Annotated in this window: 18 protein-coding genes; 8 read left to right on the top strand and 10 right to left on the bottom strand. The window is 64.2% G+C overall.

Annotated elements, in window-relative coordinates; genetic code table 11:
- Nucleotides 1–22 precede the first annotated feature (22 nt).
- The 3 genes from G6N42_RS00620 to G6N42_RS00615 all read right to left on the bottom strand — a co-directional run bounded on the left by G6N42_RS00620 (nucleotide 23) and on the right by G6N42_RS00615 (nucleotide 1,819).
- Nucleotides 23–925, bottom strand: coding sequence for a universal stress protein (locus G6N42_RS00620; protein WP_163724681.1), 903 nt, complete (start codon nucleotides 923–925; stop codon nucleotides 23–25).
- Nucleotides 922–1,221, bottom strand: coding sequence for a three-helix bundle dimerization domain-containing protein (locus tag G6N42_RS31660; RefSeq protein WP_434059554.1), 300 nt, complete (start codon nucleotides 1,219–1,221; stop codon nucleotides 922–924). The genes G6N42_RS00620 and G6N42_RS31660 overlap by 4 nt, the downstream gene beginning before the upstream one ends.
- A 136-nt stretch (nucleotides 1,222–1,357) precedes the next feature.
- Nucleotides 1,358–1,819 carry a hypothetical protein gene (locus G6N42_RS00615; RefSeq protein WP_163724679.1) on the bottom strand — a complete coding sequence of 154 codons (462 nt, stop codon included), beginning with the start codon at nucleotides 1,817–1,819 and terminating at the stop codon, nucleotides 1,358–1,360.
- A 244-nt stretch (nucleotides 1,820–2,063) separates the two neighbouring features.
- On the opposite strand from G6N42_RS00615, the gene G6N42_RS00610 reads away from it, so the two are divergent.
- Both G6N42_RS00610 and G6N42_RS00605 read left to right on the top strand, forming a co-directional pair.
- Nucleotides 2,064–2,855: a response regulator transcription factor gene (locus G6N42_RS00610; RefSeq protein ID WP_163724676.1), complete on the top strand. Its 792-nt coding sequence runs from the start codon at nucleotides 2,064–2,066 to the stop codon at nucleotides 2,853–2,855.
- Nucleotides 2,852–4,363 carry a sensor histidine kinase gene (locus G6N42_RS00605; protein ID WP_163724673.1) on the top strand — a complete coding sequence of 504 codons (1,512 nt, stop codon included), beginning with the start codon at nucleotides 2,852–2,854 and terminating at the stop codon, nucleotides 4,361–4,363. Before G6N42_RS00610 ends, G6N42_RS00605 begins: the two co-directional genes overlap by 4 nt.
- Here the strand turns inward: G6N42_RS00605 and G6N42_RS00600 are convergent.
- Nucleotides 4,342–4,638, bottom strand: a complete 297-nt coding sequence (locus tag G6N42_RS00600) for a hypothetical protein (protein WP_163724670.1) — start codon at nucleotides 4,636–4,638, stop codon at nucleotides 4,342–4,344. The two genes, G6N42_RS00605 and G6N42_RS00600, sit on opposite strands and share 22 nt — an antisense overlap.
- Nucleotides 4,639–4,784: 146 nt before the next feature.
- On the opposite strand from G6N42_RS00600, the gene G6N42_RS00595 reads away from it, so the two are divergent.
- The gene (locus G6N42_RS00595) at nucleotides 4,785–5,186 is read left to right on the top strand and encodes a DoxX family protein (RefSeq protein ID WP_163724667.1); all 402 of its coding nucleotides are present in this window, start codon (nucleotides 4,785–4,787) and stop codon (nucleotides 5,184–5,186) included.
- 410 nt (nucleotides 5,187–5,596) lie between these two features.
- Here G6N42_RS00595 and G6N42_RS00590 read toward each other — a convergent pair whose 3' ends face one another.
- Nucleotides 5,597–6,622, bottom strand: a complete 1,026-nt coding sequence (locus G6N42_RS00590) for an alcohol dehydrogenase catalytic domain-containing protein (protein ID WP_163724665.1) — start codon at nucleotides 6,620–6,622, stop codon at nucleotides 5,597–5,599.
- Nucleotides 6,623–6,681: 59 nt separating this feature from the next.
- Complete coding sequence (locus tag G6N42_RS00585; RefSeq protein WP_163724663.1) at nucleotides 6,682–8,190, bottom strand: serine hydrolase domain-containing protein; 1,509 nt, start codon at nucleotides 8,188–8,190, stop codon at nucleotides 6,682–6,684.
- 58 nt (nucleotides 8,191–8,248) lie between these two features.
- Between G6N42_RS00585 and G6N42_RS00580 the strand changes: the two genes are divergently transcribed.
- Nucleotides 8,249–9,055 (top strand): DUF1906 domain-containing protein, encoded by an 807-nt coding sequence (locus tag G6N42_RS00580; protein WP_163724659.1) that lies wholly within the window; start codon nucleotides 8,249–8,251, stop codon nucleotides 9,053–9,055.
- A gap of 114 nt (nucleotides 9,056–9,169) precedes the next feature.
- Here the strand turns inward: G6N42_RS00580 and G6N42_RS00575 are convergent, their stop codons facing one another.
- From G6N42_RS00575 to G6N42_RS00565, 3 genes are all read right to left on the bottom strand, one after another.
- Nucleotides 9,170–9,499 (bottom strand): hemophore-related protein, encoded by a 330-nt coding sequence (locus tag G6N42_RS00575; RefSeq protein WP_163724655.1) that lies wholly within the window; start codon nucleotides 9,497–9,499, stop codon nucleotides 9,170–9,172.
- Nucleotides 9,500–9,610: 111 nt separating this feature from the next.
- Nucleotides 9,611–11,290, bottom strand: coding sequence for an alpha-amylase family protein (locus G6N42_RS00570; protein WP_163724652.1), 1,680 nt, complete (start codon nucleotides 11,288–11,290; stop codon nucleotides 9,611–9,613).
- Nucleotides 11,287–12,276, bottom strand: a complete 990-nt coding sequence (locus G6N42_RS00565) for a TIGR03885 family FMN-dependent LLM class oxidoreductase (RefSeq protein WP_163736736.1) — start codon at nucleotides 12,274–12,276, stop codon at nucleotides 11,287–11,289. Before G6N42_RS00565 ends, G6N42_RS00570 begins: the two co-directional genes overlap by 4 nt.
- Nucleotides 12,277–12,421: 145 nt before the next feature.
- Between G6N42_RS00565 and G6N42_RS00560 the strand changes: the two genes are divergently transcribed.
- Entirely contained in the window at nucleotides 12,422–13,270 is an 849-nt protein-coding gene (locus G6N42_RS00560; RefSeq protein ID WP_163724650.1) for an SDR family NAD(P)-dependent oxidoreductase, read from the top strand.
- A 23-nt stretch (nucleotides 13,271–13,293) separates the two neighbouring features.
- Nucleotides 13,294–14,088 (top strand): SDR family NAD(P)-dependent oxidoreductase, encoded by a 795-nt coding sequence (locus G6N42_RS00555; RefSeq protein ID WP_163724647.1) that lies wholly within the window; start codon nucleotides 13,294–13,296, stop codon nucleotides 14,086–14,088.
- Nucleotides 14,089–14,102: 14 nt separating this feature from the next.
- Here the strand turns inward: G6N42_RS00555 and G6N42_RS00550 are convergent, their stop codons facing one another.
- Nucleotides 14,103–15,449 (bottom strand): PucR family transcriptional regulator, encoded by a 1,347-nt coding sequence (locus G6N42_RS00550; RefSeq protein ID WP_163724643.1) that lies wholly within the window; start codon nucleotides 15,447–15,449, stop codon nucleotides 14,103–14,105.
- Between the two features lie 116 nt (nucleotides 15,450–15,565).
- On the opposite strand from G6N42_RS00550, the gene G6N42_RS00545 reads away from it, so the two are divergent.
- Nucleotides 15,566–17,080 carry a WS/DGAT/MGAT family O-acyltransferase gene (locus G6N42_RS00545; RefSeq protein ID WP_163724641.1) on the top strand — a complete coding sequence of 505 codons (1,515 nt, stop codon included), beginning with the start codon at nucleotides 15,566–15,568 and terminating at the stop codon, nucleotides 17,078–17,080.
- Nucleotides 17,077–18,693, top strand: coding sequence for a long-chain fatty acid--CoA ligase (locus G6N42_RS00540; RefSeq protein WP_232076042.1), 1,617 nt, complete (start codon nucleotides 17,077–17,079; stop codon nucleotides 18,691–18,693). The genes G6N42_RS00545 and G6N42_RS00540 overlap by 4 nt, the downstream gene beginning before the upstream one ends.
- Nucleotides 18,694–18,715: the final 22 nt, after the last annotated feature.

Raw genomic sequence — 18,715 nt, 5'->3', positions numbered from 1 at the left:
TTGCGGAGTCGAAATCGTAGTCTTATGACCGGCGTGCCACGATGACCGGGATGCGTGCCGCCTGCGCCACGGCCGAGCTCACCGAACCCAAGAGAAGGCCGGCGAATCCCCCGTGTCCATGGCTGCCTACCACAAGTAGTTGTGCACTTTCGGATTCCTTGATCAGACGATGGACCGGGTTGTCCTGACCGATGACGCGCCGGACGGCGACATCCGGATAGCGCTCGCCCCAGCCCGCAAGCCGTTGCGCGAGTTCCTCATCGGCTTGCTCGGCCACACCCTCGGGGGGCACATCGAGGGGGAAATCCGCGTTGTTCATCCACGTGTGGACCGCCATCAGTTCTACGCCACGCCGCGACGCTTCGTCGAAGGCAATTGCAGTGGCTTGCTCGGAGGCCGGCGACCCGTCGATGCCGACGAGCACGGGCGCCGCGACGGAGTAGTCCGTGACCGGCTCTTCGTCGTGGATCACCGCCACCGGACAGTGCGCGTGGTGCAGCAGGCCGGAGCTGACCGAGCCCAGCAGAAGCCTCGCCACGCCGCCGAGACCGCGGCGCCCGACCACCACCATTTCCGCGTCTTTCGACATGTCCACGAGCGTCGGCACAGCAGATCCGGAAACCACGCGACGCGCCGTGACGAGGTCCGGTGCGCCGGAGGTGGCCTCGGCGACCACCCGCATCGCGTCATCAACTATCTGGTCGGCGCGTCGGTCGCACTCCGACCAATAGTCCGCCGATATGGGCATGTCCACCCACGGCCCGATAGACGTCGCCGGAAGAATGTGAACAATCGTCAACGGCACGTTACGTAGTGCCGCGTCCCGGGCGGCCCACTCCGTCGCCACGTCTGAGGCAGTCGAGCCGTCAACGCCGACGACGATTCCGTGATACTTCGACTCTGAAGAACCTGTGGCAGAGTTCATTTCGGGTTCCCTTCATTCGCCTGAGGGTTTCTTCCGTTGTTCGCCTCGATCAGAATCGGTTCAGGCGAATGCAGATCCGACGTCTCTCTTGGCTTAGGGCTCAAAAGGCGTCGACTTCGATTGAGCGTCAACGGGATCAAATGGGCGGTGACAGTGGCTCCGGCGGCCAACTCGGCGTAGACCGCTGCCACGACCGCTTCGACTTCACTTCGCGTGCGGCCGGGGAGTCGAGTGCACAGTGTCGACACGACGCTGTCAAGTTCGTCGTGCACCAACGGTGCCGCGAAAGTGGTCATCCCCAGAGTCTGCGTCGAAGAAGTGCCAATCCTCTACGGACCAAAGTCCCGAAACCGGCGGCTAGGGTCACTTCGATGCTTGCCCGGACGAATGCACGACGAGGTTGCGCAATGCTGTGCACCACCGGTCAGCGCCTCAGGCAGCGCTGGGAAAATCGATACCGATGTGGAGATTCGACTCCCGCTGATCTTTTCCGACGGGTTTCCACCCGACATATGTCAGATACAGGCCGATCACCGCGAACACGAGGTATGCCACCTGCCATACGACGGCCGCTCCGATGACACGGTCGGCCACGGAGGCGAACGTGTCGGGGAAGGCGAGAAGGAAAACCCCGCGCGCCACAAGCAGCCATCCGAGGATGGACACGATGATCGCGGCGGGGCCGCGCCAGAGTTGATGAAACGCGACGATCGCGACGCCACCCATGAGGATGAAGGCCCCTATGACCCACGGCCACACATCGCTGGCGGTGAACTCGGAGAGAAGCTGCCGCATATCCGGGGCGCGCAAGGCGGCGATGACGGCGACGATCGTAAAGTATGGACCCAGCACACGGGCGAACATCCGGGTGCGGTGTTGCACTTGCATACTCATGATCTCCTCGATTCGAAGATGATTCACGAGATCTGACGATCTCGACCCAATACCACCCCTCACGTAATCCGTATCCCAGGGCCGAAGGTCCCATGTGGTGGCGGTTTATGTCACTGACCCTCACCGCGGACCGTCGGCGCCGGCGTCACTGCAGGTCATGGCGCCATCTTCGACCGAGTAACCGCATCGGCCATGGCCCGTGCGACCGTAAATGTGAAATTCCTATGAGGACGGTGACGGCCCGATGCGAGACCGCGAGAATGGTCGGGTGACGTCTGCGCCAGTCGGAAACCGGGAGCCTCGTCGCGCTGTCCTCGGCCAACTGCCCCGGATGTACCGCGCCGACGGGTCAGCTATTCGTGTGCTCCTGGTCGACGACGAACGTGCGCTGACCAACCTTGTGCGGATGGCCCTGCAATACGAGGGCTGGAAGATCGACGTCGCACACGACGCCGCCGAAGCTGTCGACAAGTATCGCGCCAACACGCCCGACGTGATCGTCCTCGACATCATGCTGCCGGACATGGACGGCCTGGGTGTGCTGGCGCAGATACGTGACTCCGCCACCTACACACCGATCCTGTTCCTGACCGCACGCGATTCGGTCGCCGACCGCGTCTCCGGTTTGACCGCCGGCGGCGACGACTACATGACGAAGCCGTTTTCACTCGAGGAACTCGTCGCGCGGCTGCGCGGACTGGTGCGCCGATCTGCCTATCTCACCCCCACCGATGACGAGACGCTGACGGTGGGTGACCTCAAACTCGACGTAGCCAGCCGCGAAGTGACCCGCGGCGGTATGCCGATCTCCTTGACCTCCACCGAGTTCGAGCTGCTGCGGTTCCTCATGCGCAATCCGCGACGAGCGGTGACTCGTCAAGAGATTCTGCGAAGAGTGTGGAACTACGACTTCGGCGGACGATCGAGCATCGTCGATCTGTACGTGTCGTATCTGAGGAAGAAGATCGACGCTAACCACGAACCCATGCTGCACACCGTACGCGGCGTGGGATACATGCTGCGGCAACCGGAATGAAGCAAGCGTGGCGGCAGTGGAGCCTGCTGCGACAACTGGTCATCGGTGTTTCCGCCGTGGTCATGGTCGTCCTGGTGACCGTGGGAACCATGTCGGTGGTGACGCTGCGATCCTCGGTACTCGGCATCATCGACAGCCAACTATCTGGGGCCGCAGACGGTTTCAGTCAATCGGTGACGAAATACCGGGTCACGCCGCTGCCAACAGGTGACGTTCCACCGCTAGGGGCGATGAAGCCACTCACGCAACTCATCGGGCAGGCGGAGGGCAACGTCGTCGCTTTGATTCAGGATGGCAAGGTCGTCGATTCCGCCTACTTCGTCGACGGCGAGGGACGACCCGCACCGGAGATAGCAATCGGGGCGATCGCCGAGACATCTGCGGCCGGAGTGGGACCGCACACCGTCGAATTACCCGGGCTGGGTTGGTACCGGATGGTCAGCCGCCCCGGTGACGGCGACGAGATACTGGTGACCGGAGTATCGCGCACGCCGGCATGGAACGCGATGGTGCGTGAAACCGTGACCGTGTCCGCGATGACCGCACTCGCGTTGCTGGTCACGGCGCTGAGCACGGTGGCCATCGTGCGGTACGCGCTGCGCCCACTGCGGCGTGTGTCGTCGACGGCAGCTGAGGTGGCGACCCTTCCGCTCGACCGCGACAATTACGCCATCACACCGCGCGTTCCAACCCGTGACACGGATCCCCGCACCGAGGTCGGGCTCGTCGGCGACACGCTCAACCGTCTGCTCGATCATGTCGAACGCGCCCTCGCCGATGTCGCCGCGTCGGATCGGCGCATGCGTCAGTTCATCACCGACGCCAGTCACGAACTACGCACACCGCTGGCTGCGATCCACGGCTATGCCGAGTTGACCCGGCAGGACAGTTCGGTACTTCCCGAGACCACTGAGTATTCGCTGGCACGAATCGAGGCCGAGGCGCATCGAATGAGTTCTCTGGTTGCCGACTTGCTGCTATTGGCGCGTCTGGACGAGGGTCACGATCTTGACAACGCCGACGTGGATCTCACCGAGTTGGTGACCGACGCAGTCAACGATGCGAGGGTTTCGGCACCGACCCATCAGTGGCGGATCAAGGTCCCCGACGGTGCGGTGTGGGTTCGTGGCGACCGAGCCCGACTGCATCAGATGCTGGCAGTGTTGTTGTCCAACGCGCGGGTGCACACACCCGAAAGAACGACGGTGACAACCATCGTCGCGACCGGTCGAGCTGATGACGGCAAGGCCTACGCCGAAGTGGCAGTATCAGACGACGGGCCGGGGATTGATTCCGAACTTCTCCCCCATCTGTTCGAGCGGTTCGTGCGCGCCGACAAGTCGAGATCCCGGGAAGGCGGCAGTTTCGGATTGGGCCTGTCGATCGCCGCCTCGATCGTGGAGGCACACGGCGGGACGATACAGGCCCAATCCGATTCAGGGAGAACCACTTTCAGCGTCCGGATACCGGCCGTCGCGGCGGTGGCTCAGCACGTCACATCGACATAGACCGTATCCGAGACGATCAGCGGCTCGATGTCGCTGCCTCGGACGTCAGTCGTCTGGTGGGTAACCCCGGGACGGACCGATGTGACAGAGCACCCCGACAGCGGCGCGGCGCCGGTCCGATTGATGATCACGGTGTAACCACTTGCCTCGAGCGACCGTACGGTCTCGTCGACATCGGACGGACCGGTCGGTGCCGCCGAGGCAGCGCCGACGACGGAGAGCGCCGAAATCGCCAGAGCACTAGCGGTAATGCCGATCAAGATGACGTGCTTCATGGGAGAACCTCCAAAGTTGTTGTTCCGCTTGTGCATCCAATGTATGTCCGCGACGGACCGCCACCAGATGCTCGTACCGAACACACAAGATTTGAATCGTCTATGAGTGAAGTGACGTCGGTGTGCGCTTCAGGCACGATGAAGTGATGACCTCGACGTCAACCCGCAATACCAAGGTGAAATCACTGCAAGCGTCCGCGATCGCGCTCGGTGCCTTCCGTATGTTGGTGGGACTCTTGTTCATGACACACGGGACGGCCAAGCTGTTCGGATGGCCCGCCGGTGCCCCAGCCGCACTGGGCGCCTGGCCGATGTGGTGGGCAGGCGCGCTCGAGGTCGTGCTCGGCGGACTCATCGCGCTGGGCCTTTTCACCCGGGCCGCGGCTTTCGTCGCATCTGGCATGATGGCGGTCGCCTATTTCTGGATGCACTTCCCAGATAGCTTCTGGCCCAGCATCAACGGCGGTGAGACCGCGGTCCTGTACTGCTTCGTCTTCCTTCTTCTGATGTTCATCGGACCAGGAGCACTCGCGGTCTCACACCGCTAGCGGGAGACGTACTTGTTCATGGCTGGCGTGAGCACAATGCCACTGCCAATGAGGGCCAATCGGCCCTACATGCCAGCGTTGTCGGCGCACATTCTGACGGTAATCAATCGTTGAGGAGCGCACGATCATGACAGACAGCATGGAATCGCAAGACGTTGTTGAACCACTGACGGAGTACTGCCGTACCTGTGGCCACGCGAAAGAGAGTCACAATCTGGATTTTCGGGGCGGCCCGGAAGACGCTCACAGACTCTACGGTCAAGGCGAATACGTGTGCCAGCACATGACCGGCCTCAATTCAGCCGTTCACTGCATCTGCGTGGGGTGGAATAGCTGGGTCTAAGGACCTATCGCGACTCGGCCCCCGTGGCCACGTCGTTGTTCAGAAGGCCGACTGATGTCGCGGCGGCTCAAATCGTCAAGGCGACCTTGACGCAGTCCGCGGTCCGTGCCGCCACTGCGGCATATGCCGCCGACGCGTCGGACAGCGGCATATTGTCGGTGAAGATGCCGCTGACGTCCAGCCGACCCGACTGGAGCAGCGGAACCAGTTCAGGCCAGGTGCGCTGTACGGGTGCGGTCGTCATCCTCAGCGTGATGCTGCGAATCAGGCTGATCGTGGCGGGAAACGGGAACGGATCGAGGTTGTGCACGCCGACCACCGAGACGGTGCCGCCCGCCCGGACCAAATTGAGGGCGTCCGACATCGACCTGTCACTGCCGACTGCATCGATGACCGAAGCGGCGCCTCGCCCGCCCGTCGCGTCCAGGACCGCTTGCAGCGCGGGCGGTTCTATGGGAGTGGCGCCGAGACGTTCCGCCCGGAGTCGTCGACCTTCGACCGGGTCGACGGCGAAGATGGTGCCTGCGCCGAGGGTCAGCGCGCTCTGCACCGCGCACAGGCCGACGGCCCCCAGACCGAGGACGACGATCGTTCCGCCAGGCGGGAAGTCGGCGCGTTGTGCGGCCGCCCACCCAGTGGCGAGGTTGTCGGTCAGAAGCAGCGCTTCCTCGGTGTCGAGGTCGTCGGGCAGGCGCAAGAGCTGAAAGTCCGCTGCGGGCACCGCCAACAGCTCCGATTGCGCCCCACCGAGAACACCGGCGCCGAAGATCCGCGGCCCACCGACACAGGTCACCGGATCACGTGTTTCACACCCAGCACAAGATCCGCATCCGGCGACAGACGAGACGAGAACTTCGTCTCCGACGGCAAACGTCCGAACGTCGGGACCGATCTCGACGATCGTGCCGACCGCTTCGTGCCCGAGCGCCACTGGATCGCCGAGCGGGTAATCGCCCTCATAGAAGTGGAGATCCGAGCCGCAGATCGCTGCGGCACCTACCTGGATCACCGCACCGTCAGAGCCGGGCAGGGTCGGGTCGGGCAGTGTCTCCACACGTACTTGCCCGGGCGTGTCGATCACGACGCTCTTCATCGGTGTTCAACCTTTCTGCACCTTGGCCAGCGCCGGTGCCGCACGCGCCGCTCCGCGTCCTAGCTTCCGTACAGATGCAGGGCCCGGGCGGCCAGCGTAGCGAGTTCGCCCTGCAGGTTCGTGATGGGTGCGCTGCCGCGCAGATGGATCACGTTCGTCAGAAGAACGACGTAGGTGTCTGAGGCCGGATCGATCCACAGCGACGTTCCGGTGAACCCCACGTGACCGAAGCTGCCGATCGGGAACACCATTCCTCGCGGCTTGGAGTGGCCGGTGTCGATATCCCAGCCGAAACCGCGCAGATTCTGGCCCGCGACGGCCGGATAGTGCGGAGCCAGCAGCGGATGTTCGGCGTTCGGCGTCGTCGCGATGGCTTCCCGGTTCGCGGCATTCGCTGCTTCGACTTGTTCGGGCGTGTGCCCTGGCTGCTCGGGACTCGTCATCAGTTGCAAAGTCGATTGTGTGAGCGGAAACGTGCTCGCCCGGCCTGCCAGCCGGTCCAGCAGCGCCTGCGCATAGATGCTCATGTCGTGGGCCGTCGAGAACACGCCGGCGCTGCCGGCAACCCCGCCCATACGGCGCGCGGTCGGGTCGTGCACGGTGCCTCGCAGCAGGAAGTCGAGATCGGGGTTGGCGCCCGGATCGGCCCGGCTTTCCTCGTCCCGCGCGGTCGGCGCTACCCGCGACAACAGTGCGGCGTCCCATTCGCCCGCGCCGCATGTGGTTGGCGGTCCCGCGGTCAACGCGACCGCAGATCCCCTGATCTGTTGCGGCCCACACGCTTTGGCTGGCGGGAGATAGCGGGTGTCTCCCATACCGAGCGGCTCGAAGACGTTCTGCTGAACATAGACGTCTTCCGGATGGCCGGTGATCCTCTCCACCATCAGGCCGAGCAGAATGAAGTTCACGTCGGAGTAGCGGAAGCTGGCGCCGGGAGACGCCTCCAGCGGCTTGGTGAGTGCACGACGGATCCCCTCCGCCTTGTCGGGGCCATCCAGCCCCCATGGGTCGCGCAGGTCCAGTTCTCCCACCAAACCCGAGGTGTGCGTGAGCAACATGCGAACCGTCACGTCCGCACGCAGGGGATCACGTCCGGGGTTGAAGTCGGGGAGATATTTCTCGACGGCGTCGTCGAACTGCACCTTGCCTTGTTCGTAGAGCTGCATGACGGCCGTCGCCGTCGCGAGTGATTTGGTCAACGACGCCAAGTCGAAGATCGTGTCGTCGGTCATCGGCTCTTCGGGTGTGGGCGCCCCATCCGGTCCTGGTTCGCCGGCGAGCTTGCGCAATCCGAACGCCTGCTCATAGACGATCGCGCCGCCGTGCCCCACCACGACCACCGCGCCCGGCAATTGGCGGGCCGCAATCGCGTCGTTGATGAGCGTGGAGACAGTGTTGAATTCCTTGTTGGGGAACGGTTTTGGTGATGTCGACGACGTGGGCGACGGATTGATCTGCGTAGCCTGCGTGCTTTCAGGCGCCTCCGGCCGGCGCGCTTCGCCGCACGAAGACGTTGCGAGCGCAAGCAGGACAGCGCTGACAGCGCACGCCCTGCCCAAAGCTGTCATGACCACCTCGTCGGATCAACCCTCAGCATATGTAGTCAGCACCTTGTTACCATCGCGCATGGTCGACTCGAGTGCGCCACCCGGTCGCGATGTCGCGCCGACACGTCGCGACGTCCTGAAATACGCCCTCTCGGCACCGGCTTTTCTGATTGCCGGGTCCGCCGCGGCGACAATGAGCGGGCCAGAGGCGTCCGCCGCTCCCGCGAAGTTGATCGATTTCACGCACCGGCAGGTCGCGCCGGATCTGATCAAGGAGGCGGGCTTCGACGGTGCCCTCGTCTACGTGTCCGAGTTACGGCCGGGCGCAGACTTCGACTTCAAACCCGTCACGCGTGAGTATGCCGACGGCCTGCGTGCGGCGGGCCTAGAGGTCGTCAGCTGCTACCAGTATGGAAAACCCAACTGGCCGAATGCGCCGTCGGATTACACCCGCGGCTTCGACGGTGGCGTGGCCGACGGACAGACGGCGATGCGGTTGCACAACGCCGCCGGCGGACCCGATTCCGCGCCGATCTTCTTCAGCGTCGACGAGGACATCGACCTCGATACCTGGAACAGCGTTGCGGTGCAGTGGTATCGAGGAATCAACTCCGTCCTGGGCGTAGCCCGCACCGGCATGTACGGTCACGCGAATGCGTGTGCGTGGGCGATCCAAGACGGCGTCATCGGACCCTCGACCACGGCTGGTCACGCGTGGGCGTGGCAGACGAGGGCATGGTCTGACGGCGTGCGCGAGCCGGCCGCCGTCCTGTATCAGGACGTGATCGTCACACCCACCGATCCGGGCGTCATCCTGGGCGGGACCAGCGTGGATGTGGACCTGGTCCTCGCACCGGATTTCGGGCAGTGGTCGCTGCCCAGATAGAACTTCACGGCCGATACAAGAATTTTCCAAGTCCTCAACGCCACGCTGCTGCCAGCAGGTGCGGGGGCCCCACCCGACGAGGTCCCCGCACCTGCCGTATTCAGCAAGTTCGGGTCAGTAGTTGTTGCAGGTGTTGGCGATCGACGCCATGGCGCCGAAGTACTTCTGCCCCCACGGCGTGGCCTGGTATTCCTGAACGAGCTGTACCCGTTCACCGGGGGGCGCAGACAGGAAATTGCTCAGCATGACGCCCGCAAGCGGGTTCGCATTGAACTTCTCCGCCAGCGCGGGATTCTCGCTGCTCAGCGCGGCCATGACCTGCGGATAGCTGCAGGTCGTATCGATGATCGGGTCGGCGGAAGCCACCCCGAGTCCAACGGTCAACGACAGGGCAGTACCACCGACAGCGGTGATCACCAGGGATTTCAATGATGGTGTGAGCATGATCCGGGGACCTTCCAACTTATGCAGTGGCCCCCGACTGGCCCTGACTTCAACAGTGCACCCATGGTAGCTCGCGATCGCCCTGTCGTCACGAAAGAAAGCCACACCAACTCATATGATCGGGTCATCCTCCGGTCGCCGTAGTCGCAACCATCGATAGCCATAGGGTTCCAAGCCGAGCTCGATTCGGCCGTTGTCATCCAGCGGGTGCTCGGTGAGGCCGTCGAGCAAATCGACGAGGACGCACCCCGGCAACGCATCCTCGAGTTGGACGGGAACGATGCAGCTCTCCGATCCGAAGTTGTGCAATGCCACCATCGCCCACCCAGACTTCTCACGACACACATGGGCGAGCACCGCCCGGTGGGGCTGCTTGAGGATCTCTGGCGCGGACCACCCGATCTCTGGCTGCTGACGATATGTGTAGATGAGGTCTCGGATGAACCACCAGAACGAACGATGGTCGTGGCGCTGGTCCGCAACGTTGACGCGGTCGGGACCGTAGAGGCCGTCCGGAAGCGGGCGGGGCAGCCGGCGTTTCGGCGCAGTGGAAAACCCGCCGTTGTCCTCGTCCGTCCACTGCATCGGCGTGCGGACCGCGAACCGGCCTGGCACATCGAGGTTTTCAGCCATACCTATCTCTTCGCCGTAGAACAGCACTGGCGTACCCGGCAGTGAAAACGCCAACGAGTAGACCATCCGCATCCGGCGATCGTCTCCGCCGAGCATCGAGGGCAGCCTTCGTCGCAACCCCCGCGCATAAAGCTGCATATCGGGATCGGGACCGAACGCGTCGAAGACCTCCTGGCGCTCGGTGTCGGTGAGCTTGTCGAGCGTGAGCTCATCGTGGTTGCGTACGAAATTCGCCCACTGGCTGGTGATGTCGAGCGCCGGCCGCTGCCGCAAGGACTTGGCGAGCGGACGGGCATCGCCCCGGGCAAGCGAGAGGTACATCGCTTGCATACCGATGAAATCGAACTGCATGTTGAGACCATCACCGTCAGGCCCACCGAAGAATGCCTTCTGGTCCTTGAACGGCACGTTCACTTCACCGAGTAAGACCGCGTCGCCAAGTCGGCGGGTGACGAAGTTTCGGACGTCGCCAAGGTACTTGTTGGGGTCGAACACGCCGGGATCGCCGGGCGCGCCGTCCCTGGCGAAGAGAAATGGAACAGCATCGACCCGGAACCCCGACACCCCCAGCTCGAGCCAGAATCCAAGAGTGCGCGAGATCTCCTCCTGCACAGCTGGATTGGCAATGTTCAAGTCGGGTTGATGCTTGTAGAAGTGATGCAGGTACCACTCGTTGGTCTTGCGGTCGAGCTCCCAGAGGCTGTCTTCCTCATCGGGGAAGACCACATCCGCCTTGCCCGACTTGGGCTTGGTCGCACTCCAGACGTAGTAATCGCGGTACGGGTCATCCTTGCTGCGACGCGCGGACTTGAACCATGGGTGAGCATCAGACGTGTGGTTCATCACGAAGTCGACGATCACCCGGATCCCGTTGGACCGAGCGGTGCGAACGAGTTCGACGAAGTCGCCGAGATTACCGAGACGTGGGTCCACTCCGAAGAAATCGATGATGTCGTATCCGTCGTCCTTGCGGGCTGTCGGATAAAACGGCATCAACCACAGGCAGGTCACTCCGAGATCGTTGAGGTACTGGATGCGCTCGGTCATGCCACGGATGTCACCGCAACCATCACCGTTCCAATCGAAGAATGTCTCGATGTCGGCGCAGTAGATGACGGCGTTCTTCCACCAGACGTCGCCGGTTTCGATTTTCCTCATGCGAGCGCTGCTGAAGGCTGCGGAGTCGTCGGCGCCAGTTGCGGCAGCACATGCTCGCCGAATGCGTCGATGAAGTCCGCTTGATGTTGACCGACGAAGTGCAGGTACAACTCGTCCCAGCCCTGCTCGATGTATTCGTGGAGCCACTGGGCGTGCTGACCCAGATCGCTGGAGATGCGCACTGATTGCGCCACCCGTTCCGGGCTGACGGCCTCACCGATGACGTCGAACGCCTCGACCGTCTCGATGTCCCAGGAGACAGGCGGGGCGAATACGTTGTTGCGCCACTGGTGGTGGGCGACTGCCAGCGCCTCGTCACGGGTGGGGGCCCAACTGAGATGAACCTGAAGACGTGCGGGTCCTCGTCCGCCGGCCTCGCGATATGCGCCCATCACCTTCCTTAGAATGTCCTGCGGCTGATTGACGGTGATCAGTCCGTCCGCCCACGCGGCGTGGCGCGCAGCGGTCTCGGGCGTCACCGCGGGGCCTACGAGGTCCGGAGTCGACGCCGGCAGCGTCCACAGACGTGCCCGATTGACGTGGACGAGGCCTTCATGGGTTACCTCCTCGCCTTGCAGTAGTCGGCGGATCACGCTCACACACTCGAGTAGGCGCTGATCGCGCACGTCCTTTCGCGGCCATACGTCGCCGGTGACGCGCTCGTTGGACGCCTCGCCGGATCCGAGGGCGGCCCAAAAGCGTCCAGGGAACATCTGCGCGAGCGTGGCGATCGCCTGCGCGATGACGGCCGGGTGATACCGCTGGCCGGGCGCATTGACGACGCCGAAGGGCAGGTCGGTCGTCGCGAGGGCGGCGCCGAGGAAAGACCACGCGAAGCCCGACTCGCCCTGCCGGACGCTCCACGGACTGATGTGGTCGGACGACATTCCGGCGGTGAAGCCGGCTTGTTCAGCCCGCTGGACATCCCGCAGGAGCTGAGCGGGATTGATCTGCTCGTGCGAACAGTGGAATCCGATAACCGTCATGTGCCCGTAGTACCCGTTTTGCGGCAGACTTACGTCGACGTCAACCCATCCGGCCACGCCGTTGTCTCCGGTCCACAATCGGCCGGAGAGATCTTGGCGCAAGCGCACGAGCGGGACCCTCAGTCCGCACCCTAGTTTTTGCGTCATGCCTAGTTTTCGCCGCAATTCCAACAGCACCGAGCTCGCCGATCGGGTCGCCGTCATCACCGGAGCGGGCAGCGGCATCGGTCGCGAGCTGGCGCTGTTGTGCGCGCAGCGCGGCGCCCTCCTGGCGATCTGCGACATCAACGGTGCCGGGCTGGCCGGCACCGCCGAGGCTGCGCGAACGCGGGGCGCTCAGGTGCTGATGTCCCAAGTGGACGTGTCCGATGGGGACGCGATGAACCGCTTCGCACAGGCCACGTCTGACCGGTTCGGACGAGTCGATCTGTTGATCAACAACGCCGGCGTCGCGGTTGTCGGCGGATTCCTCGACACAAATCGCAAGGATTGGCAGTGGCTGATCGACATCAACCTGATGGGTGTGGTGCACGGCTGCGATGCGTTCCTGCCCATCATGATCCGGTCCCGTCGCGGGGGACACGTCGTGAACCTGTCCTCGGCCGCTGGTCTGCTGGCCAACCCGCAGCTAAGCGCCTACAGTGCAACGAAATTCGCGGTGCTGGGGTTATCTGAGGCGCTGCGCATGGAGATGAAGCCGTATGGAATCGGCGTTACAGCGGTTTGCCCCGGCATCATCGACACCGCGATCACGCAGAACAGTCCCATCCGCGGCGACGGTGACACAGCGGAACGTCGCAAGCGCCTGGCATCGGCTTACCAGAAGCGCGGATATCCGGCGGATCGCGTCGCACACAACATCCTTCGCGCTGTCGAGCGCAACCGCGCGGTCGCGCCGGTCGCCGCCGAGGCGCACCTGTTGTACGCATTGTCTCGCGCCACCCCGCCGCTGGCTCGATGGTTGGCCGCGCGTTTGGCCGATCTGTCGAAGTGACATGACGAAGTTGAGGAGTTGAGATGCGACTCGAGGGTCGACGCGTATTGGTCACCGGCGCCACCGGAGGGATAGGTGAGGCAATCGCACGCGATCTGGCAGCGCGCGGGTGTGTACTCACGGTAACGGGTCGCCGAGAACCAGAACTTCGACGATTGGTCGGCGAACTCGGTGTGTCCGCCCGCGGTCTGACCGCCGATCTCACGAAGATCGACGATGTGCACGATCTCATGGTCGAGGCGGCTCCGGTGGACGTACTCGTGGCGAATGCCGGCATCGGAATACCCGAAGATCTCGGGATGCTGACCGATGCGGAGATCGAGCACGCGATCCGCGTGAACCTGCTGGCCCCTATGATGCTGGCACGGGCAGCGTTGGCTCCCATGCAAATTCGCGGCCATGGTCACATCGTATTGATCTCTTCGGGAGCCGGACTGGTCGCGACGCCGGGAAACGGCACTGTGTACACCGCCACCAAATGGGGCCTGCGCGGCCTCGGGCTGGCACTGCGACAGGAACTCCATGGCACGGGTATCGGTGTCTCGACGATCTTTCCCGGACCCATCCGAGACGCCGGAATGTTGGCAGACACCGGCGTCGCTCTCCCCCGTGCATTCGGTACGAGTTCTCCCGAGGACGTGGCGAAGGCAGTGGCGAGGGCGATCGAGCAGGACCGGCCCGAAACGACGGTCGCATCGGCCGGTCTTCGCATGTTGGTGGGGTTTGGCGCGGTCGCGCCGGTACTGATAGGCGAACTCGCCCGCTTGGCTGGAGCCGGACGCGTCCGCGAGGCGATACTCGACCGCGCCCAGCGCTAGATCATCGACGGGTGTCAGCCGGCACCAAGCAGACCGTTCCCTGCCGCCGTGCCGTTTTCGCCGTCGGCGACTGCCGCCGCCGATGCGCCGACCGCGACGGTGACGAGATCCGCCAGCGCTAGCGCGGTGCGCAACTCGAGGGTGCGCTTCTCCAGTGGTCTGCCCAGGATCTCCTCGGCCTGACGGATGCGGTAGGCGACGGTGTTCTCGTGAACGTGGAGTCGTTTTGCGGTTCGTCCCCGACTGCAGTTCTCGTCGAGGTAGGCCCGCAACGTCGCGGCGAGACGGCGGGTGGTTTCGTCATCGGCAGACAGCGGCCCCAGTTCGCGTCGCACAAACGCGGAAGCCTGCTCGAAATCCACTGTGGCGATGGCGGATAGAGAGACGTTGTGGTAACGGGTGACGCTGCCCACGGGACGACCGGCCAGCACCGCGACACGCTGCGCCTCGCGCGCCTCGCAATGGCTTGTGCGAAAGCCGGCGAGGCCGCGCGCCGGTTCGCCGACCGCGACCCGGACGCCGGGCGCACTCGCGGTCCGAAACCTCAACTCGTCGAGCACTTTCGAGGGGACGGCGCTATGGGAGCTGATCCACGCGGCAACCGACAGGATGCCCAACGGCTGAATGAGCGGTTTCTGATTGCCGACCGTAGCGGCGAGGTCCCGGATCGCGGCTTCGAGCATCGCCTGGGTGTCACGCCCTTCTTCGTGGGAGTCGAGCCAGGCGATCGCCGCGACATGGACGCGGCCGACCTCGTGGCGAAGGCGGCGAGTCGCGACATCGGCGTCGACTGGTTGGCCGGCGAGGATGGCACTGATGGTCTCGGCCTGACTGGCCGCGGCGCTGCGTATCCATCGTTCACGCTCGGCGGTGTACACCTCCTCGACGAGGCACAGCGCGGTGTCCACGTACGCGAACATCCACGCCGAACACAACTCGGTGGCCAGCTTGAGGTCTCCGGCGTTCCGCGCGTGAGAGCCCAGGATCGCATTGACCTGCTCAGACGTCGCCGCGTGGCCGAGCCGGTAACTGCGCAACAATGTGGTGAGCGATATGCCGCGTTGCGCACCATCCTGCGCATAGGCCAGGGTCGGCGAACCGAGCCGAGCCGCCGCGACCGGGTCAGCCCCGGCCAGCAATACTTCGGCGAAATCGCGAATGCTCGCTTCTGTGCTTGCGCGGTTCACTTCGAGTGCCTGGGGGCTGGCGAGCAGTTCGGGCAATCGTTCGCTCGTGTAGGTGTTGACCGCCGCTGCCAACTCGGCGGCGCGCTGCATCATTTCGGCGGCTGCGGGACGCAGTACCGCTGACCACACGCGGCGGCGGTCGTCGCTGGCGGCGCCTGCCCAGTCGGGCTCCATGCAGGGCACGCTATCGCCGCGCCGTACCGGTAGTGCGGATATTGGACAACCGCGCGGAGCGACGTTGGCGGTTACAGACAAGCGGTGGGCAGACGCGACGCGCGACCATTTCTGGCATGCGACAACTGACCAGCCTCGATGCCCAGTTCCTGGCCATGGAGAACGACCGCGTTCAAGGGCACGTCAGCGTGCTCGGGATCTACGACCCCCAGACCGCCGTGGGCCGACCGCTCGATGCCGCGCGTGTCCGTGAACTGATCAGCGAACGTCTACACCTACTGCCGACCTTCCGGTGGCGCCTCGCCCAGGTGCCGTTCTCACTCGACTACCCGTATTGGGTGGATGACGGCACCTTCGACGTCGAGTACCACGTGCGCGAGCTCGCGTTGCCTTCGCCGGGTAACCAGCGACAACTCGCAGAACAGGTGGCCCGAATCATCGGTCGCCAGCTCGACCGGTCGCGCCCGCTATGGGAGGTGTACGTGATCCACGGCCTCGAAGACGGCGGCGTCGCCGTGCTGACGAAGATGCACCACGCCGCCGTCGACGGAGTATCCGGTGCCGAGGTCATGAGCATCCTCCTCGACGACACCACAGGCAAAGACCTGCAACCCGCCCGCACGGTTGCCGCTGAACCCTTTCCGTCAGAGATGGAAATGCTCGGCCGCGGTCTGGTCGGACTGATGAGCCAGCCGTTGCGGGTAATGCGCGCCGGGCCAACGGCGCTGCCCCATCTCGACGACGTGCCGACGATCAGGCACCTGCCCGGCGTCAAGGCGATCGCACGTAGCAGCCGCCTGATCCGCAGGTCTCTCCGCCACGGTGCGGGCAAAGCCCCACACGGCACCGACATCTCAGCCCCTCAGACCCGTTTCCAGGCACGCGTCTCGCCACACCGACGCGTCGCATTCGGCTCGTTGTCACTGACCACGGTCAAGGCGATCAAGAACACGTTCGGTTGCACCGTCAACGACGTGGTGATGGCCATCTGCACCGCCGGCCTTCGCACATGGTTGGACGAGCGGGGCGAGCTTCCCGCCGAACCGCTCGCCGGCTTTGTCCCGATGTCGGTCCGCACGCCCGAACAGAAGGGAACGTTCGGTAACCGGGTTTCGGTGATGCTCACCGAGCTGCCGACCGATATCCCCGATCCGGTCGAGCGGCTGCGCCGAATCAACGACGCGATGCGTTCAGCCAAGGAACGTCAACGCGCGCTGCCGGCGTCGCTGTTGCAGGACGCCAATCACTTCATTCCGCCCGCGCTCTTCGCGCAGGCAGCCCGCGCCACATCCCGGCTGGCGGGCGTGCGCGGCCTGAGGCAGCCCGCCAACGTGATGATCTCGAACGTCCCCGGGCCGGGGACCCCTCTGTATCTCGGCGGAGCGCGTCAACGCGCCCAGTTCCCGGTTTCCGGTGTGCTGGACGGAATCGGCATCAACATCACCGTGATGAGTTACCAGGACTCACTCGAATTCGGGATCGTCGTCGACCGCGAGGTGCTCGACGATCCGTGGTCGATCTTCGATGCGATGCGTACCGGCATGGACGAGCTGCACCGGGCGGCCGAGGCCCACGCTTCCGAAACCCCGATTGGCCGCGCGCCCGTGAACCGAAGGAGGACCACGTCATGACGACAAACATGCCAAGCGGAACCAGCATGGACGACTATCAGCTCACTCTGACGAGCATCGTCGAGCGGGCGGAGCGATTCCATGCCGATCAGGAAGTCATCTCGCGGCGGCCGTCGGGAGCGGTCTCCCGCACCACTTTTGGTGCGTGTGCCCGTCGGGCCCGACACCTGGCGAGCGCGCTGGCGGGTCTCGGCATCGGAAAGGGCGATCGGGTCGCCACCCTGCTGTGGAATCAGAGCGAACACCTCGAGGTGTACTTCGCGGTTCCGGCGATGGGTGCGGTCGTCCATACCCTCAACCCGCGACTGTTCCCTGAGGAGCTCGCGTTCATCGTCAGCGATGCGCAAGACAGTGTGATCATTGTCGACGAGTCACTTCTGGAGGTATTCCAAAGCTTCTCCACCGGAAACGAATTCAGTCACGTCATCGTCGTCGCACACACAGGAGTGGTTGCGCCCGGGATGCTGGACTACGAGTCTCTGGTGACCGAGGCGCAACCGCTCGACTGGCCCGTGCTCGACGAGAATCTCGCCGCGGCGATGTGTTACACCTCCGGGACCACCGGGCGACCCAAAGGTGTCGTGTACTCCCACCGGGCGCTCGTGTTGCACTCACTCGTCGCGGCACTGCCCGACCAGCTGGCGGTATCGGCAAGAGACACAGTCCTTCCCGTCGTACCCATGTTCCACGCCAATGCCTGGGGCCTGCCATATGCTGCCGCATTGGCCGGCGCGCGCCTGGTACTGCCCGGGCCGCGCCTGGACCCCGAGAGTGTGCTCGACCTGTGTGCGGATGAGCACGTGACCATGACGGCAGGCGTTCCCACCGTGTGGATGGGCATGCTGGCCGCACTTGATGCCGAACCCGACCGATGGGAACTGTCCGAACTGGATCGGTTGATCGTCGGTGGCGCCGCTGTGCCGCGGTCGATGTTCGAGGGGTTCGACAGGCACGGCCTGACCGTCGTTCAGGCGTGGGGAATGACCGAGACCGCACCGTTGGGCGCAGTCTGCCGTCAGCCCGCACGCCTGGACGATGGTGGCCGCGACGAGCAGTACGGCTACCGCATCAGGCAGGGCGTCGCGAGCCCGTTTTTCAACGTCCGTGCTCGCGACGACAACGGCCAGATCATCGCCTGGGACGACGCGGCGATGGGCGAACTCGAGGTGCGCGGCCCGTGGGTGGCGGCGAGCTACCACGGCGGTCGAGGTGCGGACAGCTTCACGCCGGACGGTTGGTTCAAGACCGGCGACGTGGTCCGCATCGACCCCCACGGGTGCATCCGAATTTGTGACCGCTCAAAGGATCTCGTGAAGTCCGGCGGCGAGTGGATCTCTTCTGTCGACCTGGAAAACCAGCTCATGTCTCATCCAGCCGTGGCACAGGCGGCGGTGATCGCCATCCCCGACGACCGCTGGGGCGAGAGGCCGCTCGCGGTCGTCTCACTTCGAGAGGGCGCCGAAGCATCGGCCGGCGAGCTGCGTGAGCACCTGGCCCAGGACTTCGCCAAGTGGCAGTTGCCCGACCGCTTCGAGTTCATGGGAGCCCTTCCGTGCACGGCCACGGGCAAGTTCAAGAAAGCCGAATTGCGAAACCTCTTCGTACCAGCCTGACCTACAACCCTCTGAAAGGAAA

This window comes from Mycobacterium gallinarum, assembly GCF_010726765.1.
Taxonomy (GTDB): Bacteria; Actinomycetota; Actinomycetes; order Mycobacteriales; family Mycobacteriaceae; genus Mycobacterium; species Mycobacterium gallinarum.
The sequence above is the reverse complement of the archived record's forward strand: the minus strand, read 5'-3'. Positions and strand labels throughout refer to the sequence as shown.

Bases quoted from the DNA above. Each gene is read 5' to 3' on its own strand.
- G6N42_RS00605 (WP_163724673.1), top strand. From the start codon at position 2,852: ATGAAGCAAGCGTGGCGGCAGTGGAGCCTGCTGCGACAACTGGTCATC.
- G6N42_RS00565 (WP_163736736.1), bottom strand. From the start codon at position 12,276: ATGACGGTTATCGGATTCCACTGTTCGCACGAGCAGATCAATCCCGCT.
- G6N42_RS00580 (WP_163724659.1), top strand. From the start codon at position 8,249: ATGGTCGACTCGAGTGCGCCACCCGGTCGCGATGTCGCGCCGACACGT.
- G6N42_RS00585 (WP_163724663.1), bottom strand. From the start codon at position 8,190: ATGACAGCTTTGGGCAGGGCGTGCGCTGTCAGCGCTGTCCTGCTTGCG.
- G6N42_RS00590 (WP_163724665.1), bottom strand. From the start codon at position 6,622: ATGAAGAGCGTCGTGATCGACACGCCCGGGCAAGTACGTGTGGAGACA.
- G6N42_RS00615 (WP_163724679.1), bottom strand. From the start codon at position 1,819: ATGAGTATGCAAGTGCAACACCGCACCCGGATGTTCGCCCGTGTGCTG.
- G6N42_RS00560 (WP_163724650.1), top strand. From the start codon at position 12,422: ATGCCTAGTTTTCGCCGCAATTCCAACAGCACCGAGCTCGCCGATCGG.
- G6N42_RS31660 (WP_434059554.1), bottom strand. From the start codon at position 1,221: ATGACCACTTTCGCGGCACCGTTGGTGCACGACGAACTTGACAGCGTC.
- G6N42_RS00545 (WP_163724641.1), top strand. From the start codon at position 15,566: ATGCGACAACTGACCAGCCTCGATGCCCAGTTCCTGGCCATGGAGAAC.
- G6N42_RS00610 (WP_163724676.1), top strand. From the start codon at position 2,064: ATGCGAGACCGCGAGAATGGTCGGGTGACGTCTGCGCCAGTCGGAAAC.
- G6N42_RS00555 (WP_163724647.1), top strand. From the start codon at position 13,294: ATGCGACTCGAGGGTCGACGCGTATTGGTCACCGGCGCCACCGGAGGG.
- G6N42_RS00595 (WP_163724667.1), top strand. From the start codon at position 4,785: ATGACCTCGACGTCAACCCGCAATACCAAGGTGAAATCACTGCAAGCG.
- G6N42_RS00570 (WP_163724652.1), bottom strand. From the start codon at position 11,290: ATGAGGAAAATCGAAACCGGCGACGTCTGGTGGAAGAACGCCGTCATC.
- G6N42_RS00575 (WP_163724655.1), bottom strand. From the start codon at position 9,499: ATGCTCACACCATCATTGAAATCCCTGGTGATCACCGCTGTCGGTGGT.
- G6N42_RS00600 (WP_163724670.1), bottom strand. From the start codon at position 4,638: ATGAAGCACGTCATCTTGATCGGCATTACCGCTAGTGCTCTGGCGATT.
- G6N42_RS00620 (WP_163724681.1), bottom strand. From the start codon at position 925: ATGAACTCTGCCACAGGTTCTTCAGAGTCGAAGTATCACGGAATCGTC.
- G6N42_RS00540 (WP_232076042.1), top strand. From the start codon at position 17,077: ATGACGACAAACATGCCAAGCGGAACCAGCATGGACGACTATCAGCTC.
- G6N42_RS00550 (WP_163724643.1), bottom strand. From the start codon at position 15,449: ATGGAGCCCGACTGGGCAGGCGCCGCCAGCGACGACCGCCGCCGCGTG.